This is a genomic window from Streptomyces sp. NPDC050759 (genome assembly GCF_044456945.1).
Classification (GTDB): Bacteria; Actinomycetota; Actinomycetes; order Streptomycetales; family Streptomycetaceae; genus Streptomyces.
Genome location: NZ_JBITGI010000005.1, coordinates 1 through 20,309 on the forward strand (window position 1 = coordinate 1; position 20,309 = coordinate 20,309).

General features: G+C 70.6%; 20 protein-coding genes. 8 read left to right on the plus strand and 12 right to left on the minus strand.

The features are described from left to right. Nucleotides 1-143: 143 nt before the first annotated feature. A complete protein-coding gene (locus ACIBJB_RS16565) occupies nucleotides 144-347 on the minus strand; it encodes a hypothetical protein (protein WP_398931039.1) in 204 nt (67 codons plus the stop codon). A gap of 195 nt (nucleotides 348-542) precedes the next feature. Between ACIBJB_RS16565 and ACIBJB_RS16570 the strand changes: the two genes are divergently transcribed. The 5 genes from ACIBJB_RS16570 (at nucleotide 543) to ACIBJB_RS16590 (ending at nucleotide 5,279) form a co-directional block, all read left to right on the plus strand. Then, the gene (locus ACIBJB_RS16570) at nucleotides 543-1,064 is read left to right on the plus strand and encodes a MarR family winged helix-turn-helix transcriptional regulator (protein ID WP_398931041.1); all 522 of its coding nucleotides are present in this window, start codon (nucleotides 543-545) and stop codon (nucleotides 1,062-1,064) included. A gap of 13 nt (nucleotides 1,065-1,077) precedes the next feature. Then, entirely contained in the window at nucleotides 1,078-3,621 is a 2,544-nt protein-coding gene (locus ACIBJB_RS16575) for an MFS transporter (RefSeq protein WP_398931043.1), read from the plus strand. Between the two features lie 89 nt (nucleotides 3,622-3,710). Continuing rightward, nucleotides 3,711-4,532 carry a YceI family protein gene (locus ACIBJB_RS16580; protein ID WP_398931045.1) on the plus strand — a complete coding sequence of 274 codons (822 nt, stop codon included), beginning with the start codon at nucleotides 3,711-3,713 and terminating at the stop codon, nucleotides 4,530-4,532. Between the two features lie 128 nt (nucleotides 4,533-4,660). Further along, nucleotides 4,661-4,801, plus strand: coding sequence for a hypothetical protein (locus ACIBJB_RS16585; protein WP_398931047.1), 141 nt, complete (start codon nucleotides 4,661-4,663; stop codon nucleotides 4,799-4,801). A 4-nt stretch (nucleotides 4,802-4,805) separates the two neighbouring features. Then, nucleotides 4,806-5,279, plus strand: coding sequence for a PPOX class F420-dependent oxidoreductase (locus ACIBJB_RS16590; protein WP_398931049.1), 474 nt, complete (start codon nucleotides 4,806-4,808; stop codon nucleotides 5,277-5,279). 15 nt (nucleotides 5,280-5,294) lie between these two features. On the opposite strand, the gene ACIBJB_RS16595 is transcribed toward ACIBJB_RS16590, so the two are convergent. From ACIBJB_RS16595 to ACIBJB_RS16635, 9 genes are all read right to left on the minus strand, one after another. Beyond that, nucleotides 5,295-6,056, minus strand: coding sequence for a TetR/AcrR family transcriptional regulator (locus ACIBJB_RS16595; protein ID WP_398931051.1), 762 nt, complete (start codon nucleotides 6,054-6,056; stop codon nucleotides 5,295-5,297). 170 nt (nucleotides 6,057-6,226) lie between these two features. Further along, complete coding sequence (locus ACIBJB_RS16600) at nucleotides 6,227-7,711, minus strand: MFS transporter (protein WP_398931053.1); 1,485 nt, start codon at nucleotides 7,709-7,711, stop codon at nucleotides 6,227-6,229. Nucleotides 7,712-7,826: 115 nt separating this feature from the next. Then, the gene (locus ACIBJB_RS16605; RefSeq protein WP_398931055.1) at nucleotides 7,827-10,034 is read right to left on the minus strand and encodes an ArnT family glycosyltransferase; all 2,208 of its coding nucleotides are present in this window, start codon (nucleotides 10,032-10,034) and stop codon (nucleotides 7,827-7,829) included. Next, a complete protein-coding gene (locus ACIBJB_RS16610) occupies nucleotides 10,034-11,521 on the minus strand; it encodes a glycosyltransferase (RefSeq protein WP_398931057.1) in 1,488 nt (495 codons plus the stop codon). The genes ACIBJB_RS16605 and ACIBJB_RS16610 overlap by 1 nt, the downstream gene beginning before the upstream one ends. 14 nt (nucleotides 11,522-11,535) lie before the next feature. Continuing rightward, complete coding sequence (locus ACIBJB_RS16615; RefSeq protein WP_398931059.1) at nucleotides 11,536-13,140, minus strand: sensor histidine kinase; 1,605 nt, start codon at nucleotides 13,138-13,140, stop codon at nucleotides 11,536-11,538. Then, a complete protein-coding gene (locus tag ACIBJB_RS16620) occupies nucleotides 13,137-13,877 on the minus strand; it encodes a response regulator transcription factor (RefSeq protein WP_179332490.1) in 741 nt (246 codons plus the stop codon). Before ACIBJB_RS16620 ends, ACIBJB_RS16615 begins: the two co-directional genes overlap by 4 nt. A 168-nt stretch (nucleotides 13,878-14,045) precedes the next feature. Then, nucleotides 14,046-14,537 (minus strand): hypothetical protein, encoded by a 492-nt coding sequence (locus ACIBJB_RS16625; protein ID WP_266516988.1) that lies wholly within the window; start codon nucleotides 14,535-14,537, stop codon nucleotides 14,046-14,048. Nucleotides 14,538-14,555: 18 nt separating this feature from the next. After that, entirely contained in the window at nucleotides 14,556-15,431 is an 876-nt protein-coding gene (locus tag ACIBJB_RS16630) for a DUF2797 domain-containing protein (RefSeq protein WP_398931061.1), read from the minus strand. A 307-nt stretch (nucleotides 15,432-15,738) separates the two neighbouring features. After that, a complete protein-coding gene (locus tag ACIBJB_RS16635) occupies nucleotides 15,739-16,110 on the minus strand; it encodes an HGxxPAAW family protein (protein ID WP_398931063.1) in 372 nt (123 codons plus the stop codon). A 125-nt stretch (nucleotides 16,111-16,235) separates the two neighbouring features. Between ACIBJB_RS16635 and ACIBJB_RS16640 the strand changes: the two genes are divergently transcribed. Further along, the gene (locus ACIBJB_RS16640; RefSeq protein ID WP_398931065.1) at nucleotides 16,236-16,724 is read left to right on the plus strand and encodes a MarR family winged helix-turn-helix transcriptional regulator; all 489 of its coding nucleotides are present in this window, start codon (nucleotides 16,236-16,238) and stop codon (nucleotides 16,722-16,724) included. A 155-nt stretch (nucleotides 16,725-16,879) separates the two neighbouring features. After that, entirely contained in the window at nucleotides 16,880-17,437 is a 558-nt protein-coding gene (locus ACIBJB_RS16645) for a hypothetical protein (RefSeq protein ID WP_398931066.1), read from the plus strand. Between the two features lie 377 nt (nucleotides 17,438-17,814). Here ACIBJB_RS16645 and ACIBJB_RS16650 read toward each other — a convergent pair whose 3' ends face one another. Then, nucleotides 17,815-18,300 carry an NUDIX domain-containing protein gene (locus tag ACIBJB_RS16650; RefSeq protein ID WP_398931068.1) on the minus strand — a complete coding sequence of 162 codons (486 nt, stop codon included), beginning with the start codon at nucleotides 18,298-18,300 and terminating at the stop codon, nucleotides 17,815-17,817. Nucleotides 18,301-18,517: 217 nt separating this feature from the next. Between ACIBJB_RS16650 and ACIBJB_RS16655 the strand changes: the two genes are divergently transcribed. Next, a complete protein-coding gene (locus ACIBJB_RS16655) occupies nucleotides 18,518-18,712 on the plus strand; it encodes a hypothetical protein (protein ID WP_398931070.1) in 195 nt (64 codons plus the stop codon). 87 nt (nucleotides 18,713-18,799) lie between these two features. Here the strand turns inward: ACIBJB_RS16655 and ACIBJB_RS16660 are convergent. Next, nucleotides 18,800-20,309 (minus strand): tetratricopeptide repeat protein (locus tag ACIBJB_RS16660; protein ID WP_398931072.1); only part of this gene is annotated, 1,510 nt, incomplete at its 5' end.

Consider the following 20,309-nt stretch of genomic DNA (forward strand, 5'->3'; position numbering starts at 1 on the left):
CCCCCCCCCCCCCCCCCACCCCGGCCCCGACCCACCACACACCCGCACGCGCTACACAAGCCCCCACCGGAGCCGCAACGGGCCGCCGCAGGCACTCAGGGGCGCGGGGAACTGCGCAAAAACGCCCGCCCCCACCGAACCCGCTACTTCAGCGCCAGCCAAGCCACCGCCGCAACGATCACCACTGCGACCACCACGCCAATGATGAGCCCGACACGCGGGCCCCCCGACGCGGCGGGAGCGGCCTGCTGCCGACGGCCCTGCGGGCCCTCGTCGACGAACGCGCGGAACATCTGAGTGCTGCCGGCGGGGTCGTGGTTGCCCTGGGGTACCTGGTTCTCAGCCATGCCCAGAGACCCTAGCGAATCCGGGAGCCGGGCCCAAGTGCGGGGTTCAAGGGGGTAGCAAAGGCCCCCACCCGCAGGTTTACGTTCGCAATACTTGCCTTTGCCAAGTTTTTATGCCGCACCCACCCCGTCTTATTTGCCTGTAGCAACCAAGCACGTCTATGGTTGCCCTAAGCAACGAATACGGGAGGTGTGATGGCCGAGCAGACGCGCTACGAGGAGCTGATCCGTCAGTTCAGCGCCTTCGGAGCCGTGAAGAGGGAGATCGGACGCATGATGCCGTCCGAGTGCCCAGCCGGTTCCGCCGCCGTGCTGACCCTCCTCGGGCGCTATGGGGACATGCGCATGAGCAAGCTCTCCGAGCTGCTCGCCGTGGACATGTCGGTGACCAGCCGCCACGTGGCGCACGTCGCCGAGCGCGGCTGGATCGAACGCTCCCCCGACCCGGCGGACAAGCGCTCACGCATCCTGCGGCTGACGCCGGCCGGCCAGGCGCTCCTGGACCAGCTGTCCCGCCGGACCTGCCACCTGCTCGCCGAACGGCTGAGCGACTGGAGCGACGACGAGGTGTCCCAGCTGACCGCGCTGATGGCCCGCCTCAGGGCGAGCTTCGACGACACCCGCGCCCACGACACCCGCGCCCACGGCCCCGAACCACGGCCGCCCGTTTCCCCCGTACTCGAACCGATCACCCGTACACCCGCGACCACCCAGTAAGAGAAGGAAGCCCATGGCTACGACCACACCAACCGGTGTGCGGGCTCACGCCAAGCACGGGGGAGGCTCCACCGAGTACGCCCCCATGACGCACCGGCAGATCATGGAGGCCATCTCCGGCCTGCTGCTCGGCATGTTCGTGGCGATCCTGTCGTCCACGATCGTCACCAACGCGCTCCCGCACATCATCAGCGACCTCGGCGGCGGCCAGTCCGCCTACACCTGGGTCGTCACCGCCGCCCTGCTGTCGATGACCGCGGCCACCCCCCTGTGGGGCAAGCTCGCCGACCTGTACAGCAAGAAGGCGCTCGTCCAGATAGCCCTGGTCATCTACGTCCTGGGCTCCGCGGCCGCCGGTCTCTCGCAGAACGCCGGCATGCTCATCGCCTGCCGCGTCGTCCAGGGCATCGGCGTCGGCGGTCTGTCCGCCCTCGCGCAGATCGTCATGGCGGCGATGATCTCCCCGCGTGAGCGCGGCCGTTACTCCGGCTACCTCGGCGCGACCTTCGCCGTCGCGACCGTCGGCGGCCCGCTGCTCGGCGGTGTCATCACCGACACCTCGTGGCTGGGCTGGCGCTGGTGCTTCTACGTCGGCGTCCCCTTCGCCGTCATCGCGCTGATCGTGCTGCAGAAGACCCTGCACCTGCCGGTCGTGAAGCGGGACGTGAAGGTCGACTGGGCGGGTGCGTTCTTCGTCGCCGCCGCCGTCTCGCTGCTGCTGGTCTGGGTCACCTTCGCCGGTGACAAGTACGACTGGATCTCGTGGCAGACGTACGCGATGGTCGGTGGTTCCATCGTCCTCGGTCTGATCTTCGTGCTGGTCGAGTCCAAGGTGCGCGAACCGATCATCCCGCTGCGGCTGTTCAGGAACCGCACCATCACCCTCGCCTCGCTGGCCTCGCTGTTCGTCGGTGTCGCGATGTTCACCGGCACGGTCTTCTTCAGCCAGTACTTCCAGCTGGCCCGCGACAAGTCCCCGACGATGTCGGGTGTGATGACCATCCCGATGATCGGTGGTCTGTTCGTCTCCTCCACCGTCTCCGGGCAGTTCATCACCCGCACCGGCCGCTGGAAGGCGTGGCTGGTCAGCGGTGGCGTGCTGGTGACGGCCGGTCTCGGTCTCCTCGGCACCATCCGGTACGACACGGCCTACTGGAAGATGTCGATCTTCATGGCCCTGCTGGGTCTCGGCATCGGCATGATGATGCAGAACCTGGTGCTGTGCACGCAGAACCAGGTGGACCCGAGCGACCTCGGCTCGGCCAGCTCGACGGTCACCTTCTTCCGTTCCCTCGGTGGTGCGGTCGGCGTCTCCGCGCTCGGCGCGGTCATGTCCCACCGGATCTCGCACTACGTCACGGACGGCGTCGCCGCCCTCGACCCCAAGTACCGGGCCGCGCTGTCGGGTTCCGGCTCGTCCACCGACAGCATCCCGGACCTGGGCACGCTGCCGGCTCCGGTGCGCACCCTCATGGAGAGCGCCTACGGACACGGCATCGCGGACGTCTTCCTGATCGCCGGTGCCCTCGCGGCCGTCGCGTTCCTGATCACGCTGTTCATCAAGGAGGTTCCGCTGAAGACCAAGGGCGCACTGGCGCAGTCGGCCGCCGAGGACTCGCCGGCCGAGGCTCCCACAGAGGCCGCGGCCCCCGCGGAAGCCGCTGCTCCGACGACTGCCGGGCACACGCCCAGCTGGGCCACGACCACCTCTGACACCGAAACCGCTCCCGACGGCACGCAGCGGCTGTCCGCCGTCGCCACCCTGACCCGCCCCGAGGAGCCCTCGGCCGGCCCCGGCGGCATCCCGGTCCGCGGCTTCGTGCGCGGCAACGAGAGCGCGCCGGTCCCGCACGCCGCGGTCACGCTGATCTCGCTCGCGGGACGGCAGCTGGGCCGGTCGGTGACCCAGGCCGACGGCTCCTACGCCCTCGAGGCGCCGAGCGTGGGCTCGTACGTCCTCATCGCCTCCGCCGACGGCTTCCAGCCGCAGGCGTCCACGGTGCTCGTGAACGGCGAACCGGTGGCCTACGACGTCCTCCTCAGCGGCACCAGCGGGCTGAACGGGCTCGTGCGGGCCGCACGGAGCGGGGAGCCGGTCAAGGACGCGATGGTGATCGTCACCGATGTGCGGGGCGATCTGCTGGCCACCGGGACCACCGGTGAGCAGGGCGAGTTCGCCTTCGGCGAGCTGGTGCCGGGCGCGGTCACCGTCGCGGTGAACGCCGCCGGGTTCCGGCCGCGCGCGCTGCCCGTCGAGGTCGGTGGCACCGGCGTCACCCGTATCGAGGTCGACCTCGACTCGGGGGCCCGCCTCCAGGGTGTCGTACGGGCGCCGCACGGTCCGCTGGCCGACGCGCGGGTCACCCTCGTGGACGCGGCGGGCAACGTGGTCGGTACCGCCACCACCGGGACGGACGGGGCGTACGCCTTCACCGACCTGGACGGCGGCGAGTACACGGTCATCGCGACGGGCTACCCGCCGCAGGCGACGGCCCTGACGGTGAACGGCCCCGCGGTCGACGGCCACGACATCGAACTCGCCCACCCCGGCGAGTAGTCCACCGACTCCGGCCCGTGGCAGGGGGCGCGCTCCGAGCGGAGGTGCGCGCCCGCCACGGGCCGGTCTTCTTCGAGGAGTTACGTGAAATGGGACTGAGCGCGAGGATCCGGACCCGGGACGGATGGGCCGTGTCGCACGCGGTCGTCACGGTGACCGACAGGACCGGGACGCAGGTGCTGCGCGCGGAGGCGGACGCCGAAGGGGCGGTACGGGACGGCACACATCTGGAGCCGGGGCCGTACACCGTCATCGTCACGGCCGTCGGGTACGCGCCCGCCGCGTCGAGCGCGATCGTCACGGCGAGCGGCCGGGCCGAGGTCGGCACGGTCACGCTGGCCCGCATCGGCGGGGCGGAACTTCCGCCGCCGGGGCCGTGGACCGTGGATCCGGCACATTCCTCCGTGGGCGCGGTCGCCCAGCACCTGGGCATCTCCAGCGTGCACGGCCGCTTCACCGACTTCACGGCGGCGGTCGAGGTCGCCCCGGACGACGTGACCAAGTCGCGGGTGGAGGCGGTGATCCGGGCGGCCTCCATCGACACGGGGAACGCGATGCGGGACGAGCACCTGCGGTCGGCGGACTTCCTGGACGTCGAGCGGTACCCGGAGATCACGTACCGGTCCACGGGGCTGGCCGTGGCCGGTACGGACCGGTGGACCGTACGGGGTGAACTGGCGATGCGTGGTGTCGTACGCCCCGTCGACCTGGACCTCGCGTACCTGGGGACGGGGGCCGATCCCTGGGGTGGGACCCGTGCCGCCTTCCGGGCCACCACCCAGCTTCGGCGGGAGGACTTCGCCATGAACTACAACCAGGTCGTGCAGGCGGGGATCGCGGCGATCGGTACGACGCTGAAGGTCGAACTCGATGTCCAGGCGGTGCAGGGGGAGTCGCTGCCGCAGGCCTGAGGGCGTTGTCAGTGGCAGGTCGTACCGTTCTGGCATGGAGCGAACCACGGGGGTGCAGGCCTACTACGCCGAGTCGGCGCAGCGGCTGGGAAGGCCTGCGGCGCGGTGCGCCGCCCGCGAACCGGCGGATGTTCGACATCGCGCCGGAGGAGGTCGCCGGGCATGGGGCGGGGGCAGGACTGACGCTGCTGCGGATCGTGGACGAGAAGGCGGACCGACTCGGCCGTGAGGCGGTTCACTGGAACGCCGTCGCGCTCCAACTAGGCTGACGTCATGGCACCGAACATTGCTACCAACAAGGCCGTCTCGCTGGACGAGTTGCTGGACTTCGTACGGCCCCGGCACCGGGCGATCCTGCTGACGCGGCGGGGGGACGGGTCACCGCAGGCCTCGCCGTTGACCTGCGGGGTGGACGACTCCGGGCGGATCGTCGTCTCGACGTACCCCGAGCGGGCCAAGACGCGGAACGCGAAGCGGGACCCCCAGGTCAGCGTGATCGTGCTGAGCGACGACTGGAACGGACCGTGGGTGCAGATCGACGGGACCGCGGAGGTCGTCGACTCGCCGGAGTCCGTGGAGCCGTTGGTGGAGTACTACCGGAACATCGCCGGGGAGCATCCCGACTGGGACGAGTACCGGGCGGCGATGGTGAAGCAGGGGAAGTCGATCATTCGGGTCACTCCGGTGCGGTGGGGCCCTGTGGCTACCGGTGGATTTCCCGAGCGGTTGGCTTCGCCGGACGCCTGAGGGGCGGTGAGCGCGCTAGGGGCGTTCGACCATCGCCTCGATTCCCTTGATCAACAAATCAAGGGCGAACGTGAAGTCCCTGTCCCGCATCTCCTCCACCGTGTCGCCTCCCCGCGCCGTCATGATCTCCTCGTTCTCCTTGAGGATCTCCGCGGCGCCGGGGGCCCGGGTGGCCGTGGTCATGGCGTGGCGGAAGTAGGCCTCCTGGGTCATGCCGGCCTGGGCGGAACGGGCGATGAAGTGGCCCTCGATGGTGCCGAAGCCGTAGACGAACTGGAAAACGGCGGAGATCGCGCCGGTGATGCCGTGTGCGGGCAGGCCGGTCTTGCGGACGACCCGGTGCACGATCCGGGAGAAGACCAGGGAGTTGGGGCCGATGTTGAGGAAGGTGCCGGCCAGCGGTGAGACCCAGGGGTGCCGGACCAGCAGGCTCCGGTACTCCTTGGCCACCGTGCGCAGTTGGTCCCGCCAGTCCTCGTCGGCCTCCGGGTCCGGCAGCTCCAGTTCGCCGAAGGCCGCGTCCAGGGCGAGTTCGAGGAGGTCGTCCTTGGTGTCGACGTACCAGTAGACGGACATCGCGGTCACGTTCAGCTCGGCGGCCAGCCGCCGCATGGAGAACTTGGCCAGCCCTTCAGCGTCCAGGAGACGGACCGTCACCTCGGTGATGCGGTCCCGGTCGAGCCCCGACGGCTGCCCGCCGCCACGCCCGCTCCGGCGCACCTTGCCCTCCAGCCACACACTGGTCCGGCTCGAGGCCTTCTGGCCTGCGTTAGGCATGGCGCACCTTTCGAGTACATCCGTCCACTGCCAAAGATGCTAGGCCTTACCGGGGCGCGAGCCGTATCGATGTGCGGCCCCGCCGCGTGGGCTCGACCAGCCACGACGGACCAGCCACGACGGACTCGCACCCTCCGACGGCCCGAAGCCCGGAACCCAGCCCGGAACCCCTAGGCACCCTCTGCCCGCTCAGCCCGCCGCAGCAACACCGCGGCGACCACTCCGCCCAGCAGCACGGCGCCCGCCCCCACCAACTGACTGCTCTCCAGGCCGGAGGCGAACGCCTCGGTGATCCGCGCCCGCTCCTGTGCCGAGCCCGCCTGCGCCAGCGCCGCCGGCAAGGACGCCGCCGCCACCGGGACCAGCGCCGCGAAGCGGGAGTTCAGCACCGCGCCCAGCACCGCGACCCCGAGCCCCTGCCCGAACTCGGCGAGCGTGCCGTTGATACCGGCCCCCACCCCCGCCTTCTCCGGAGGAATCGCGCTCATGACGGCGTTGGCCATGGCCGGCATCGCGAAGGCGACCCCGGCGCCCATGACGACCAGGCCGGCCAGCATGCCGCCGTACCCGTGACGGCCGAGCACGGCGATCGCCGCGAGGCCCACCGCCAGACAGGTCATCCCGAGGGCGATGGTGAGCGGTGTGCCGGCCCTCGGCAGGAGCTTCGCGCTGACCCCGGTGAGGTTGAGGACGACGATGGTGAGGGCGAACGGCGCCGTCCGCAGGCCGGCCTCCAACGGGCCGTATCCGAGGACGAACTGCAGGTGCTGCGTGAGCAGGAAGAGCGAGCCCGCCATGCCGAAGGCGACGAGGATCGCGCCCGCCACGGCCCCGGTGAACCGCTGGTCGCGGAAGAAGTGCATGTCGAGCATGGGGTACGGGACGCGCAGTTCCCATACGGCGAACCCGGTCAGCACCACGGCTCCGACCGCGGCGGCGGTGAGGGTGGTGGCGGAGGTCCAGCCGTGGTCCGGGCCGGAGATGATCGCGTAGACGAGGCTCGTCATGCCGATCGTGGAGAGTAGTGCGCCGAGCAGGTCGGGGCGGTCGCCCTGCGGGTTCCTGGACTCGGGGACCAGGGCCAGGACGGCCACCAGGCCGATGGCCGCGACCGGGATGTTGACGAGGAAGATCGCTCCCCACCAGAAGTGGTCGAGCATCACACCGCCGAGCAGCGGTCCTACGGCGAAACCGAGCGAGTTGACCGTCGACCAGAGGCCGATCGCCTTCACGCGTTCGCTGTCGTCGAAGATCTGGACCACGACGGCGAGCGTGGTGGTGATGAGGAGCGCGCCGCCGACGCCCATGCCCGCGCGGGCCGCGATCAGCTGTGCGCTGGTGGTGGCGAGACCGGCCACCAGGGAGCCGAGGCCGAACAGGGCCAGGCCTGCCATCAGCAGCTTCTTGCGACCGTAGCGGTCGGCGGCGCTGCCCGCGGTGAGCAGCAGACCGGACTGCACCAGCGAATACGCGTTGATCATCCACTGGATGTCGGAGGTGGCCGCGCCCAGTTCCCGGGTGAGCGAGGGGATCGCGACGTTCAGGACGGTGTTGTCGAGCAGCACGGTCAGCTGCGCGAGACAGATGACGCCGAGTATCAGCCAGCGCTGGGGATGGCCCTGGGAGACGGCGGTGACGGGTGCGGGAGCGGACATGCCGTACACCGTAGAATAGTTCCCATACGCTGTACAACAAACTTTCCGGCCGCGGACATGGCAGAGGGGCGGCGACGCGGTCGCCGTCCCTCAGCCCTGATCCGGTCGTCCTGCGTCAGCCGCTCGCCTTCTGGGTGAGGTCGTAGAAGGTGGCCGAACCGACCGTCACCTTCTTGAAGGTGGCCTCGACCCACGAGGTGATCTGCGAGGACGTGCCGCTGCTGCTGCCGCCCATGCCACCGCCGGAGCCGCTGGAGACGAAGTAGTGGATCTTGCCGTCCGCCACGTACTCCTTGAACTGGGCCAGCGTCGGGGACGGGTCGGTGCCGTTGAAGCCGCCGATCGCCATGACGGACTCGTCGGTGGCCAGCTGGTAGCTCGCGGCGTTCTGGGCGCCGATCGCGGCCGCCGCCCAGGTGTAGTCGTCCGCGTCGGCCTTCAGCAGCTTCTTGGCCTCGGCGGAGACGGACGCGCCGTTGACCAGGCCGCCGACACCCCCGCCACCGCCCATGCCGCCGCCGTCACCCGTGGTGCCGCCGGGCATGCCGCCCTGCTGGTTCTGCGTGGTGCCGTTGCCCTGGGTGTTCCCGTTCTGGCCGGGCATCCCACCAGTACCGCCCATCCCGCCGCCCGGGAAGCCGTTGCCCTGCCGGCCCTGCGTGTTGCCGTTCCCGTTCTGCTGGTTCTGGCCACCGAAGCCGCCCGTACCGCCGCCACCGGGACCGCCGCCCCGGCCACCGCCGCCGAAGCCCATCATGCTCGCGCCCGCCGGACCGGCCGTCGGGATGGACCCGGTGTGCGCGGAGTTCACCGTGCTCAGCGTGTACGCCGTCGGACCGGCGAGCGCGGCCACGATGCCCAGGGCCGCGGCACCGAGCGCCAGTTGCCGGCCGAGCCTGGCCACGAAGATCAGGCCGAGCGCGGCGACCAGGCCGCCGGTCAGGACCAGCCACTTCAGCCAGGGCAGGTAATCGGGGGTGCGGTTGAGGAGAACGTACCCCCAGGCCGAGGCGGCGACGACGGAGGCCGCGAGGGTGAGCGAGGCCCATATCTCGGCGCGCTTCTCCCACAGGACCCCGGCGCCCATGCCGACCACGGCGGCGATGTAGGGGGCGAGGGCGATCGTGTAGTACTGGTGGAAGATGCCCGCCATGTAGCTGAAGACCACGAGGGTGATCAGCAGCGAGCCGCCCCAGACGAGGAACGAACCGCGGGTCACCGACGTCCGCTTGAGCCTGCGCGTCGCCACCAGGCCCGCGACCAGCAGGATCAGCGCGGCCGGCAGCAGCCACGAGATCTGGCCGCCGATCTCGGAGTTGAACATCCGGTCCCAGCCGGTCTCGCCCCACTGGCCGGTGCCGCCGGCGCCGCCACCGCCCCCGACACTGCCGGTCTCCTCTCCGTTGAGACGGCCGAGGCCGTTGTAGCCGAAGGTCAGCTCGAGGAACGAGTTGTTCTGCGAGCCGCCGATGTAGGGGCGGGAGGAGGCGGGCCACAGCTCGACGATCGCGACCCACCAGCCGCCGGAGACGATCAGGGCACCGGTCGCGGCGGCCAGCTGACCGAAGCGCTTCTTCAGCGAGACCGGCGCGCAGACCGCGTACACGATCGCGAGCGACGGCAGGATCAGGAAGGCCTGGAGGGTCTTCGCGAGGAACGCGAAACCGATGGCGACACCCGCCCACACCAGCCACTTCGTCTTGCCGTCCTCGATGGCACGGACGACGAAGTAGCAGGCCAGCGCCATCAGCAGGGCCAGCATGGCGTCCGGGTTGTTGAACCGGAACATCAGCGCCGCGACGGGGGTGAGCGCGAGCACGGCGCCCGCGATCAGACCGGCCCCGGGGCTGAACCGGCGGCGCACGGACGCGTAGACGACGGCGACCGTGCCGACGCCCATGAGGACCTCGGGGCCGAGGATCGTCCACGCGTTCAGGCCGAAGATCCTGGCCGCGATCTCCATCGGCCACAGGAAGGCCGAGGGCTTGTCGACGGTGATGGCGTTGCCCGCGTCCAGCGAGCCGAAGAACATCGCCTTCCAGCTCTTGGTGCCGGCCTGGACGGCCGCCGAGTAGAAGGAGTTGGCGTAACCGGAGGCGCTCAGGTTGGAGAAGTAGAGCGCCGCGGTGGCGAGCAGCAGGCCCCAGAAGGCCGGGCGTGCCCAGCGCGGATCCTCGGGGCGGCCCCGCCACAGTCTCCGCGCGAGGGGCTGCTGGGGTTCGCCGGACTCGGGGGCCGGGGGAGCGACCGGCGCCTCGGGGGCCGTCGCCGCCGGACCCCACCCGGAACCCTGCCGGGTCGGATGGTCGGTCTGCGTGGTCATCAGGAGTTCCTCGGGTCGGTGTCGGTCGGGCGCACCGGCTGCAACTGCACGGTGGCGTCCCTCCAGGAGCGCTGCTCCGCGGCTTCGCCGGCGCGGAACCCGGTTGTCTCGTACGGCGTCTGCGGCGCCGTGGCGTACTGGTGGTGCGGGGTGGGGCGCTGGGGCAGCGGCGCGTAGGCCTGCTGGGTGGAGTGGGTCGGCGAGGACGGGGTGTGGTCGGCCACCACCGTGGAGCCGGGCTGGTCGTCGTCGCGGTCGGGGAAGACCCAGGCCCGGAAGAGCAGGAAGCGCAGCACGGTCGCCGCGAGGTTGGCGGCGATCAGCACCGCCAGCTCGGTGGAGTGCGCAGGGTCGCTGCTGGCCGCGTTGAGCGCGGCGAGCGAGCCGCTGGTCAGCGCGAGGCCGATACCGAAGACGACCAGGCCCTGCGCCTGGTGCCGGACGGCGCCGCCCCGCCCGCGCACCCCGAAGGTCAGGCGCCGGTTGGCGGCGGTGTTGGCGACCGCAGAGACCAGCAGGGCCAGCGCGTTGGCGATCTGGGAACCGCCGAACTGCCGGAAGGCGCTGTAGAGCACCAGGTAGAAGAGGGTCGACAGACCGCCGACGACACAGAACCCGACGAGCTGGCGGGCCAGCCCCTTGGGCACGTCCTGGATCTCGCGGTCGCGCGGGTCGTCGCCGAACGGCCGGGCGATCCGGTCCAGCGGCAGCGATCCGCTCGCCAGGGCCTTGCCCACCCGCCACACCCCCTTGAGGTCCTCGGTCGCCGTCTTCACGATGTGGACGGTGGAGTCGGGGTCGTCGACCCAGTCGACGGGCACTTCGTGGATACGGAGTCCCGCGCGCTCGGCGATGACCAGCATCTCGGTGTCGAAGAACCAGCCGGTGTCCTCGACGAGCGGCAGCAGGACCTGCGCCACGTCACGCCGGATCGCCTTGAACCCGCACTGCGCGTCGGAGAAACGGGCCTGGAGCGAGCCGCGCAGGATGAGGTTGTAGGCGCGGCTGATGAACTCGCGCTTGGGGCCGCGCACGACCCGGGAGCTGCGGGCGAGCCGGGAGCCGATCGCCAGGTCGGAGTGGCCCGAGATCAGCGGGGCCACCAGCGGCAGCAGGGCATTGAGGTCGGTGGACAGGTCCACGTCCATGTAGGCGAGGATCGGGGCGTCCGAGGCGGACCAGACGGTCCGAAGGGCCCGGCCGCGGCCCTTCTGCTCCAGCCGGAAGGCCTTCACCTCCGGGATCTCCGCCTCCAGCCGCTGCGACACCAGGGGAGTGGTGTCCGTCGACGCGTTGTCCGCGATGGTGATGCGGAACGCGTACGGAAACGTGCGCTTGAGGTGCTCGTGCAGTCTCAGCACACACGGCTGGAGGTCCTTCTCCTCGTTGTAGACGGGGATCACTACGTCCAGGACAGGCGTACCGGCGTCGCCGGCCGGGAGGTGCTCCCGCGCCGGCAGGGTGCCGGGAGAAGAGTCGGTTCGCATGTGAACGACTCTGGTCAGGCCCCCTGTTGCACCCATATGGCGGCGCTGTGCTGTGCCTGTGAGTGCGATTGCCAGTTCGTTTCGGGCGCCGGACGCGGGGCCACGGGACCCAGAGCGGGCAGGTGCATGGTGAACACGGTGCGCCCGGGAACGCTGTCGACGGTCACGGCGCCGCCGTGCGCGGTCGCGACGGCCTCCACGATGGCGAGGCCGAGACCTGTCGAGCCGGAGGCACGCGAACGCGAGGAGTCACCGCGCGCGAACCGTTCGAAGACGTGCGGGAGCAGGTCGGACGGGATGCCCTGGCCGTTGTCCTCGACGTCCACGCACATCCAGGGACCGCGCCGCTGGATCCGCGCCGTGACGGTCGTGCCCTCCGGGGTGTGTTTGCGGGCGTTGCCGAGCAGGTTGATGAGCACCTGCTGGAGACGGGCCGCGTCACCGGAGACCAGGGCGGGTTCGTCGGGCAGGTCCAGGCGCCAGTTGTGGTCCATGCCGGCCGCTCGGGCGTCACTGATGGTGTCCACGACGAGCGGGATGAGGTCGGTCTGCTCGAACTGCAGCGGCCGCCCGGCGTCCAGGCGCGCGAGCAGCAACAGGTCCTCCACGAGCAGCGTCATCCGGCCCGCCTCGGACTCGATACGGCCCAGGGCGTGCCGGGTGTCGGGGCCGACCTCTTCTCTGCCGCGTCGGGTGAGCTCGGCGTACCCGCGGATGGAGGCGAGCGGGGTCCGCAGCTCGTGACTGGCGTCGGCCACGAACTGGCGCACCCGCATCTCGCTCTGCTGGCGCGCGTGCAGGGCGCCGTGGACATGGTCCAGCATCCGGTTGAGCGCGGAGCCGACCTGTCCGACCTCGGTGTGCGGATCGCACTCCGCCTCGGGCACCCGCTCGCTGAGGTTGACCTCGCCGGTGTGGAGCCGGAGTTCGGAGACCCGGGTGGCGGTGTTGGCGACCCTGCGGAGGGGACGGGTGGCGAGCCCGACCAGGACGTAACCGGCGATGACGGCTGCGCCGAGACCGGCGGCGGTGACGCTGATCTCCACGAGGATCAGGGTGTTGATGGTGCTGTCGACCGTGGCGGTGGGCAGGGCAACGTAGTAATCGGCGCCGTCATTGCCCTGCACGTACATCACGAGGTAGTCGCCGAGGCCGGGAATGGTCACGGTGTGCTTGCCCGTCGTGGACACGTCGGCGAGCACGGCACGCTGGGCCTTGGTCAGCGGCGTGGGGTTCATCTGCTGGCGGATCTCGTCGGACACCTGCTTGGCGATGACCGCCTTGGAGATCGTGCCGTCGGCGGCGACCTTCGCGACGACGGTGTCCTCCTGCGTCGGCCCGTAGGAGACGAACTTGTCGAGCTGATCCAGTGCCGCGGAGTTCGGGTCGTTGTCCCTGCCGAACGGAGGGCCCGCGAGACGCTTGCCGGCGTCGAAGACCTGGTCGCCCAACTGGTCGTACAGATGGGTCCGCAACGCCAGTGTCGTCACGGTGCCGATCACCGAGCAGACCACGGCGATCAGCACCACCGACGCGACGACGAGCCGCGTCCGCAGCGTGCGCGGCTTGCCTGCTCGCCCTGCTCGCTTCTGCGCCCGCGGCCGTCGTCGTCCGCTCATGAGGCGGCGGGCTTGATCAGATAGCCGGCTCCGCGCCGGGTGTGGATCATCGGCTCACGGCCCGCGTCTATCTTCCGGCGCAGGTAGGAGATGTAGAGCTCGACGACGTTGGCCTGGCCGCCGAAGTCGTACGACCACACGCGGTCGAGGATCTGCGCCTTGCTGAGCACCCGCCGGGGATTCCGCATGAGGAAGCGCAGCAGTTCGAACTCGGTCGCGGTGAGGTGGATGTTCTCTCCGGCGCGCGAGACCTCGTGGCTGTCCTCGTCGAGGGTGAGGTCGCCGACGACCAGCACGGAGTCGCTGCGGCGGTCGGCGGCACCGGACCGGCGGATGAGCCCACGCAGCCGGGCCACGACCTCTTCGAGGCTGAACGGCTTGGTGACGTAGTCGTCGCCACCGGCGGTGAGCCCGGCGATGCGGTCCTCGACGGCGTCCTTCGCGGTCAGGAACAGCACCGGCACGTCCGGCAGTTCACGCCGAAGCCGCCCGAGGACGGCTAGTCCGTCCATGTCGGGAAGCATCATGTCGAGAACGACGGCGTCGGGCCGGAACTCCCGCGCGGTCTGAACGGCACCCTGGCCGTCTCCCGCACTCCGGATCTGCCATCCCTCATAGCGAAGGGCCATGGAGAGCAGTTCGGTGATCGACAGCTCGTCGTCCACCACAAGCACCCGGACGGGGCTCCCGTCCGGCCTCAGCAGTTCGGTGCGCCCCTGGGGCGAGGTCGTGGTCATGGCGAACACCATGTCGGGGCCCCCTGAGAGCACCCTTTCCCCTGTCTGTGATTTCCCTGAGAAACGCACAGGCGACTCTCAGGGAACCACTGGGGGATCCCTTGTTCGACGGGACGGACGAGGCACCCGCCCGAGACTCCGACCCTCCGACCTGCGACCCTCCGACCGCTAGCGGACCGGCCCTTGCTCGTCCACATGAACCGTCGGCGCGCCGAGGAACACCTCGGCGCCGACCGGGCCGTAGGCGATGTTGAAGGTGTCCAGCCAGTACGACCAGTCCCGCAGCCCGACGGCACTGCTGAAGCGGTAGTTGAGCCGCCACCGCACCCATTGCCCGGGCTCGAGCCGCACGCCCGGACGCCGCCGCGGCCGGGGCGGCACCCCGAACATCGGTCTCACCCTGGGCAGCACCCGCAACCGCCCGTCGGCTTCACGGAGTTGGACGTCGACGCCTCTGAGGTTGTCGCCCTGGTGGTCGTGCGGCACGAAGTCGTCCCGCTCGTCCATCCGGACCGCGTGGACGAACGGCTCACCGTCGCGCCCCACTGCGGACGGCGGCAGAACGAAGCCGACCGGAGCCGCGTTTCTCCTTGTCGCGGCCTCGCCGCCACGGGACTGCTTCGTCCACGACGTGCGTATCCACTGCACGGTGACGTCCATCCCCGGCCCTCCCCCTCATCAGAACAACCCGTCCTGAACCCCCGGCGTCTCCTTGAACTCTCTCATCGGCACGGTGATTTCCGCCCCGTCGGCCGGGACGAGATCCCAGCCCGTCATCAGCCGTGTGTCCAGTACGACGACTCCCCCGCCCTCCGTCTCCAGGTGCAGGTCCGGACCGGCGGCCGCGATGAGCCGGCCACCCACCGCCCCGCCCGCGACGAGCTCGCTCACCTCACCGACGGCGGTGGGGAGGCCGGCGAGGCCGAAGACGTCGACGTGGTCGACCGGTTCGTAGGGCGCGCGCTCCAGGGACTCGGGCCAGCCGCCCAGTGTCACCGCCCGCGCGTGCAGTTCCGCGATCTCGGCGGCCCGCTCGGCGGCCGACGCCGGCAGGGCGGACCGGACGGCCCGCTTGTCGCCGTACGGAACGCGATCCGGCACCGAGAGGGCCGCCCGCAGCAGTTCCTCGGTGCGCCGGGCGGCCATGAGCGGACCGGTGCCGAGCCAGCTGAAGCAGACGGCACCCTGTTCCCACAGGCGCGCGCTCCCCCGCTCGCACGCCGTGATGCCGACCTTGACCATGCCGGGCCCGAACCACGCCAGGTACACCCGGTACGGACGGGGATCGTCCGCGAGGGTGTCGGCGGCCACGGAGTGCGCCCGGTCCAGCCGCGCACACTCCTCGCACCGCGCCCCCGTGCTCCGCCCCGACACCGCGGTCCGCGCCGGACACGCATGCCCCCGCGCTCCCACACATGTCCGCCCACCCCCCTCCACGACCCCGAAGGCCACCCGCTTCCCCCAGGTCAGCGTGCTGTTCCGACCGCCGACCCACCGCAGCACGGGCCCACCGGCCGACCACCGCAGCCCCGAGCACTTCCATGCCTGTGCCATCCCTCACGAGGGTAGGGGGCACCACTGACAACGGGGATCACGCGAGGAGCCGGGAGCGGGCCACGGGGCAGCGGAGCAGGAGACTGGGTTACCGGAGCCAGGGACCGGCCACGGCAGCCGGAGAGCGGTCCGCGGGAGCCGGGAGATCGGCCCGGGAGAGCCGAAGTCCGTCCGCACCAGCCGGATTGGCCACCGCAGCCAGGGGACCGGCCATGGCAGCCGGGAGACCGGCCTGCGGGAGCCGAAGACCGTCCACGGGAGCCGGAGGCGGGTCCACACGAGCCGCGACACGAGGCCTCTGCGGAGTTCAGCCCACCGACTCCACGGGCAGGGGTTCCGCCGTCGCCCCCGTCACGGGCTCGACCACCGGGGTCCGCGAGCCTCCCCGACCCGCCATCCGGCATCCGACACACCCGGCGTGCCCCTGCCGCGCGCTCGTGTCCCGCACCCGCATCCCCCACTGCTCCCGCGGCCGGCGCCCCGGCGGCTTGCCCCAGCCGGCCAGGTGCAGCGCCCAGGTGACGAGGGCGCCCACCGCGGTGACCGCGAGACCACCGGCTATCGCGACACCGGACACCGTGCACACCCCCAGCCCCAGCACAGCGGTCCCGACAGTCGCGATGCCGAATCCGGTCCAGCCCGCGACCGTGTGCCCCTCGTCATACTGATGTGCACTCACAGATCCTCCTCGACCCGATCCCTCACTCCCTAAGAAATTTAGCGCAGAAACCTCTCACGCGCTAAGAGAAATCCCAGAACGTCCAGCGCGCGCCCCAGCGAACGCCCCAGAGAATCAGGAACCAGATGTCCGCCGAGCCCCGCCCCACCGCCACTCCGGCCCAGACGCGGGAGGCGATGGACCTCTTCATCGCCACCGCCCACCTCGGCCAGCAGGAGATGGCCCAGCGGCTGGGTCTGAACGTCACCGACCTGCTGTCCTTCGCCTGCGTCCTGAAGGCCGGCGAGGACCTCCTCACCGCCGGCGACCTCGCCGAGCACGCCCATGTCACGACCGGCGCGGTCACCGGCATCCTCAACCGCCTCGAACGCGGCGGCTACGTCACCCGCGTCCCCGACCCCACCGACCGCCGCCGCGTACGGGTCGCCGCGCTGCCCGACGCCGTTGCCAAGGTCGTCGCCCTCTACCAGCCGTACTACGACCGCCTCGACGCCGTCTTCGCGGGCTACTCCGCCGACGAGATCGCCGTACTCCACGACTGGTTCAGCCGTTCGACGAACCTCGCGCTCGCCTATATCGAGGAGCTGCGGGCGAAGGACGCGGACGGCGCGTAGCGGGACCGCCCCACCCCGGGGGTGGAGCTAGCCCCACCTTCCATTCGGGAGGGCACTCCATCGTTCCGGCGAGCCCGCGACGGCATCGTTGATCTCAGCCGGTCCACCCCGGATCAGGCGGATCGAGAAGCCCGCGCCGAGCCGGAGGAAACACCATGGAGCCGCAGACGGCCGACACGACACAGTCCCCGTCCTCGCCCTCCCTGCCCTCCCTTTCCTCCCTGCCCTCCCCGACCGCCCCCGGCCCCCTCGCCTCCTTCGTCCGCTTCGTCGTCTGCGGCGGCGGTATCGGCGTCCTTTCCAGCTTCGCCGTACCGCTGGTGGCGATGACGATGCCGTGGGCGGTCGCGAACGCGGTGATCACCGTGGTCTCCACGCTCCTGTGCACCGAACTCCACGCCCTGTTCACCTTCGGCACCGGCCGCCGCCCCGGCCGGCGCCGACACCTCCAGTCCTCCGGCTCCGCGGCGGCCGCGTACGCCGTCACCTGCGCGGCGATGTTCCTCCTCCACGTCATCCAGTCAGCGCCCGGCATACTCACGGAACAGGCCGTCTACCTCACCGCCTCCGGCCTGGCCGGCATCGGCCGCTTCCTGGTCCTGCGCCTGTTCGTCTTCGCGAGCGGCCGCAAGAGCCCGCTCCGGCCCCGGCGCCCCGTGCTCCCCCTGCCGCGTCCCGTCCTCACCCAGGCCGCCGTCGGCGCCACCTGCTGACGTACGGTCACGTCGGCCGCTCGCTCCGAAAGGAGCTGTGGTGCGCGGATAACGGGCCGACCGGGGCCGGGACCTCCTGCCCACGACCCGGCGCCCGGCCGCCGGCGCGGAGCTCTTCACGGGCACATGGCCGGAGCGCGACGGGCGCTGATCCGGACAGCGGCTGCAGGCCGGAATACTTCTTCCGTCAGCCCGAGTGCGAGTCGGAGACCGAGATCCTGGTCCCGGCGGCGCCGATGGAGCCGTATGGCTGATACGGCCGGGACGACCACGGATCCCCTGGATCCCCTGGATCCCCGACACGGTCCGCGCGTGATGGCGGGACCGGGGGCGGATGCGTGAGTGGACCCTGGCCATCTTGGCTGTGGACGTGGGATTCAGGCCGCCAGGTGACGCCGTAGAGCCTCCGCCGCGTCGGACACGAACGTCCCCCGCCCGGCCGCCTCCAGCAACTCGTCCTCGTCGAACCAGCCGTGCCACGCGATCTCCGCCGGATCGGGCACGAGCGCTCCGGTCACGACGACTTCGTGCACCCCGAGCCAGTAGGGGCTGATCTCGCCGCGGCACAGGAACTTGAAGAGGAAGCGAGGTGCCCCCAACACGCCCAGTTCCTCGGCGAGTTCACGGGCCGCCGCCTCCTCGTACGACTCCCCGACCTCCGCCGCCCCGCCCACCAGCCAGTTGTACTGCCCCGGGAACCGGGAATCGTTCTCCGGCCGCCGATGCACCAGAATCCGCCCGTCCGGATCACGACAGATCGTGGTCGCGACCCGGTGCAGCCACCCCTTCTCGATGGCCTCCGCCCGGTCCACCACCCCGATGACCCGGTCCGCTTCGTCCACCCGATCCACCAGTTCGCCCATGACGGTCACGATGGCAGAGGGGTACGACAATGCCGCCTTGGGTGCTGCCGACACCCTGAAGGTACAGCTGCCCCCACCCCGGACTGGGCGGCGGGCTCCATGTCGCCGTCCCCGAATCGGCGGCATCGTAGAGGCCATCGGATCCCGGACCCGGATTCCGGGCCCCATCCCCCAATGCACCGCCCCCTCCGTGCCTCACCCTCCGGAAGGAAAGCCCATGACCCCGCTGCTGGCCTCCCCGCCCTCCCCGTCGATCGAGATCGCCCCCGAGAGCGAACTGGCCCCACTCCTCACCGCCTGGGACCTGGCCCACCCCGCCGCGGCCGACCCCGACTGGCGCCACCTGCTCGACGAACTCGCCCACCCCCGCACCACCCAGGCCTTCCACGGCCTGGCCACGACCACCGCATGAACTCGTGATGCGCGGAGATGCCCCGAGCACGCCGTCGTGCTGTGCACTTGGCGGGATTCGAACCTGCAACCCAGCGGTCGGTGAGGGTCATTCGCTTCGCTCGGAACGGTCTGAGGGGAGCGTGAGGCCAGGGGCGGTTGCTGGGGTCGCCGTATCTGGTTGCTGCGCGGTCTCGCCGGCTCTGCGGGCGCCGGCCAGATTGCGGCGACTGGCCAACGTATGAGGGTGGGTGGCACCCAGTACGTGCTCACGCTGGGCGAGGGTGGACTCGTACAGCGGGATGGCCCGGTCCAGATCCCCTGCATCCTCGTAGGCGATGGCGAGGTTGTTGCGGCTGGTCAGGGTGTCGGGGTGGGTGTCACCCAGCACCCGCTCACGCTGAGCAAGAGTGGACTCGTACAGCGGAATGGCCCGCTCCAAATCCCCCGCCGCCCGGTACGCGCCTGCAAGGCTGTTGCGGGTGATCAGGGTGGAGGGATGGGTGTCACCCAGCACCCGCTCACGCTGGGCGAGAGTGGACTCGTACAACGCGATCGCCCGCTCCAGATCCCCCGCCGCCCGGTACGCGCCGGCCAGGTTGTTACGGCTGGTCAACGTACGGGGGTGGGTGTCCCCGAGTACCTGCTCGCGCTGGGCGAGAGTGGACTCGAACAGCGGGATGGCCGGCTCCAGATCCCCTGCATCCTCGTAGGCGAGGGCCAGGCTGTTGCGGGTGATCAGGGTGTCGGGGTGAGTGTCACCCAGCACCCGCAAACGCTGGGCGAGAGCGGACTCGTACAACGCGATCGCCCGCTCCAAATCCCCCGCCGCCCGGTACGCGCCTGCAAGGCTGTTGCGGGTGATCAGGGTGGAGGGATGGGTGTCACCCAGCACCCGCTCACGCTGGGCGAGAGCGGACTCGTACAACGCGATCGCCCGCTGCAGATCCCCCGCCGCCCGGTACGCGCCGGCCAGGTTGTTACGGCTGGTCAACGTACGGGGGTGGGTGTCCCCGAGTACCTGCTCGCGCTGGGCGAGAGTGGACTCGAACAACGGGATGGCCCGCTCCAGATCCCCCGCCACCCGGTACGCGTCGGCCAGGTTGTTGCGGACAATGAGGGTGTCCGGGTGGGTGTCACCCAGCACTCCCTCGCACAGGGCGAGGGTGGACTCGTAGAGCGCGATGGCCCGCTCCGGATCCCCCGCCGCCTTGTAGGCGCCGGCCAGGTTGATCCGGCTGGTCAACGTTTTGGGGTGAGTTCCGCCCAGCACCTTCTCGCGCTCGGCGAGGGTGGACTCGAACAACGGGATGGCCCGCTCCAGATCCCCCACCTCCTCGTAGGCGAGGGCGAGGTTGTTGCGGCTGGTCAAGGTAGAGGGGTGGGTGTCACCCAGCACCCGCTCCCGCTGAGCGAGAGTGGACTCGAACAACGGGATGCCACGTGCCAGATCCCCCACCTCCATGTAAGCGAGGGCGAGGTTGTTGCGGCTGTTCAGGGTGAAGCGGTGGGTGTCGCCCAGTACCTGCTCGCGTTGGGCGAGGGTGGACTCGAACAACGGGATGGCCCGCTCCAGATCCCCTGCATCCTCGTAGGCACCGGCCAGGTTGTTGCGCGTG

What these genes read in the sequence shown, in the direction of transcription:
- ACIBJB_RS16620 (WP_179332490.1), bottom strand. Translation starts at nt 13,877, where the DNA reads ATGACCACGACCTCGCCCCAGGGGCGCACCGAACTGCTGAGGCCGGAC.
- ACIBJB_RS16655 (WP_398931070.1), top strand. Translation starts at nt 18,518, where the DNA reads ATGACCCCGCTGCTGGCCTCCCCGCCCTCCCCGTCGATCGAGATCGCC.
- ACIBJB_RS16600 (WP_398931053.1), bottom strand. Translation starts at nt 7,711, where the DNA reads ATGTCCGCTCCCGCACCCGTCACCGCCGTCTCCCAGGGCCATCCCCAG.
- ACIBJB_RS16570 (WP_398931041.1), top strand. Translation starts at nt 543, where the DNA reads ATGGCCGAGCAGACGCGCTACGAGGAGCTGATCCGTCAGTTCAGCGCC.
- ACIBJB_RS16640 (WP_398931065.1), top strand. Translation starts at nt 16,236, where the DNA reads ATGTCCGCCGAGCCCCGCCCCACCGCCACTCCGGCCCAGACGCGGGAG.
- ACIBJB_RS16610 (WP_398931057.1), bottom strand. Translation starts at nt 11,521, where the DNA reads ATGCGAACCGACTCTTCTCCCGGCACCCTGCCGGCGCGGGAGCACCTC.
- ACIBJB_RS16595 (WP_398931051.1), bottom strand. Translation starts at nt 6,056, where the DNA reads ATGCCTAACGCAGGCCAGAAGGCCTCGAGCCGGACCAGTGTGTGGCTG.
- ACIBJB_RS16630 (WP_398931061.1), bottom strand. Translation starts at nt 15,431, where the DNA reads ATGGCACAGGCATGGAAGTGCTCGGGGCTGCGGTGGTCGGCCGGTGGG.
- ACIBJB_RS16650 (WP_398931068.1), bottom strand. Translation starts at nt 18,300, where the DNA reads ATGGGCGAACTGGTGGATCGGGTGGACGAAGCGGACCGGGTCATCGGG.
- ACIBJB_RS16645 (WP_398931066.1), top strand. Translation starts at nt 16,880, where the DNA reads ATGGAGCCGCAGACGGCCGACACGACACAGTCCCCGTCCTCGCCCTCC.
- ACIBJB_RS16575 (WP_398931043.1), top strand. Translation starts at nt 1,078, where the DNA reads ATGGCTACGACCACACCAACCGGTGTGCGGGCTCACGCCAAGCACGGG.
- ACIBJB_RS16625 (WP_266516988.1), bottom strand. Translation starts at nt 14,537, where the DNA reads ATGGACGTCACCGTGCAGTGGATACGCACGTCGTGGACGAAGCAGTCC.
- ACIBJB_RS16585 (WP_398931047.1), top strand. Translation starts at nt 4,661, where the DNA reads ATGTTCGACATCGCGCCGGAGGAGGTCGCCGGGCATGGGGCGGGGGCA.
- ACIBJB_RS16615 (WP_398931059.1), bottom strand. Translation starts at nt 13,140, where the DNA reads ATGAGCGGACGACGACGGCCGCGGGCGCAGAAGCGAGCAGGGCGAGCA.
- ACIBJB_RS16580 (WP_398931045.1), top strand. Translation starts at nt 3,711, where the DNA reads ATGGGACTGAGCGCGAGGATCCGGACCCGGGACGGATGGGCCGTGTCG.
- ACIBJB_RS16590 (WP_398931049.1), top strand. Translation starts at nt 4,806, where the DNA reads ATGGCACCGAACATTGCTACCAACAAGGCCGTCTCGCTGGACGAGTTG.
- ACIBJB_RS16605 (WP_398931055.1), bottom strand. Translation starts at nt 10,034, where the DNA reads ATGACCACGCAGACCGACCATCCGACCCGGCAGGGTTCCGGGTGGGGT.
- ACIBJB_RS16565 (WP_398931039.1), bottom strand. Translation starts at nt 347, where the DNA reads ATGGCTGAGAACCAGGTACCCCAGGGCAACCACGACCCCGCCGGCAGC.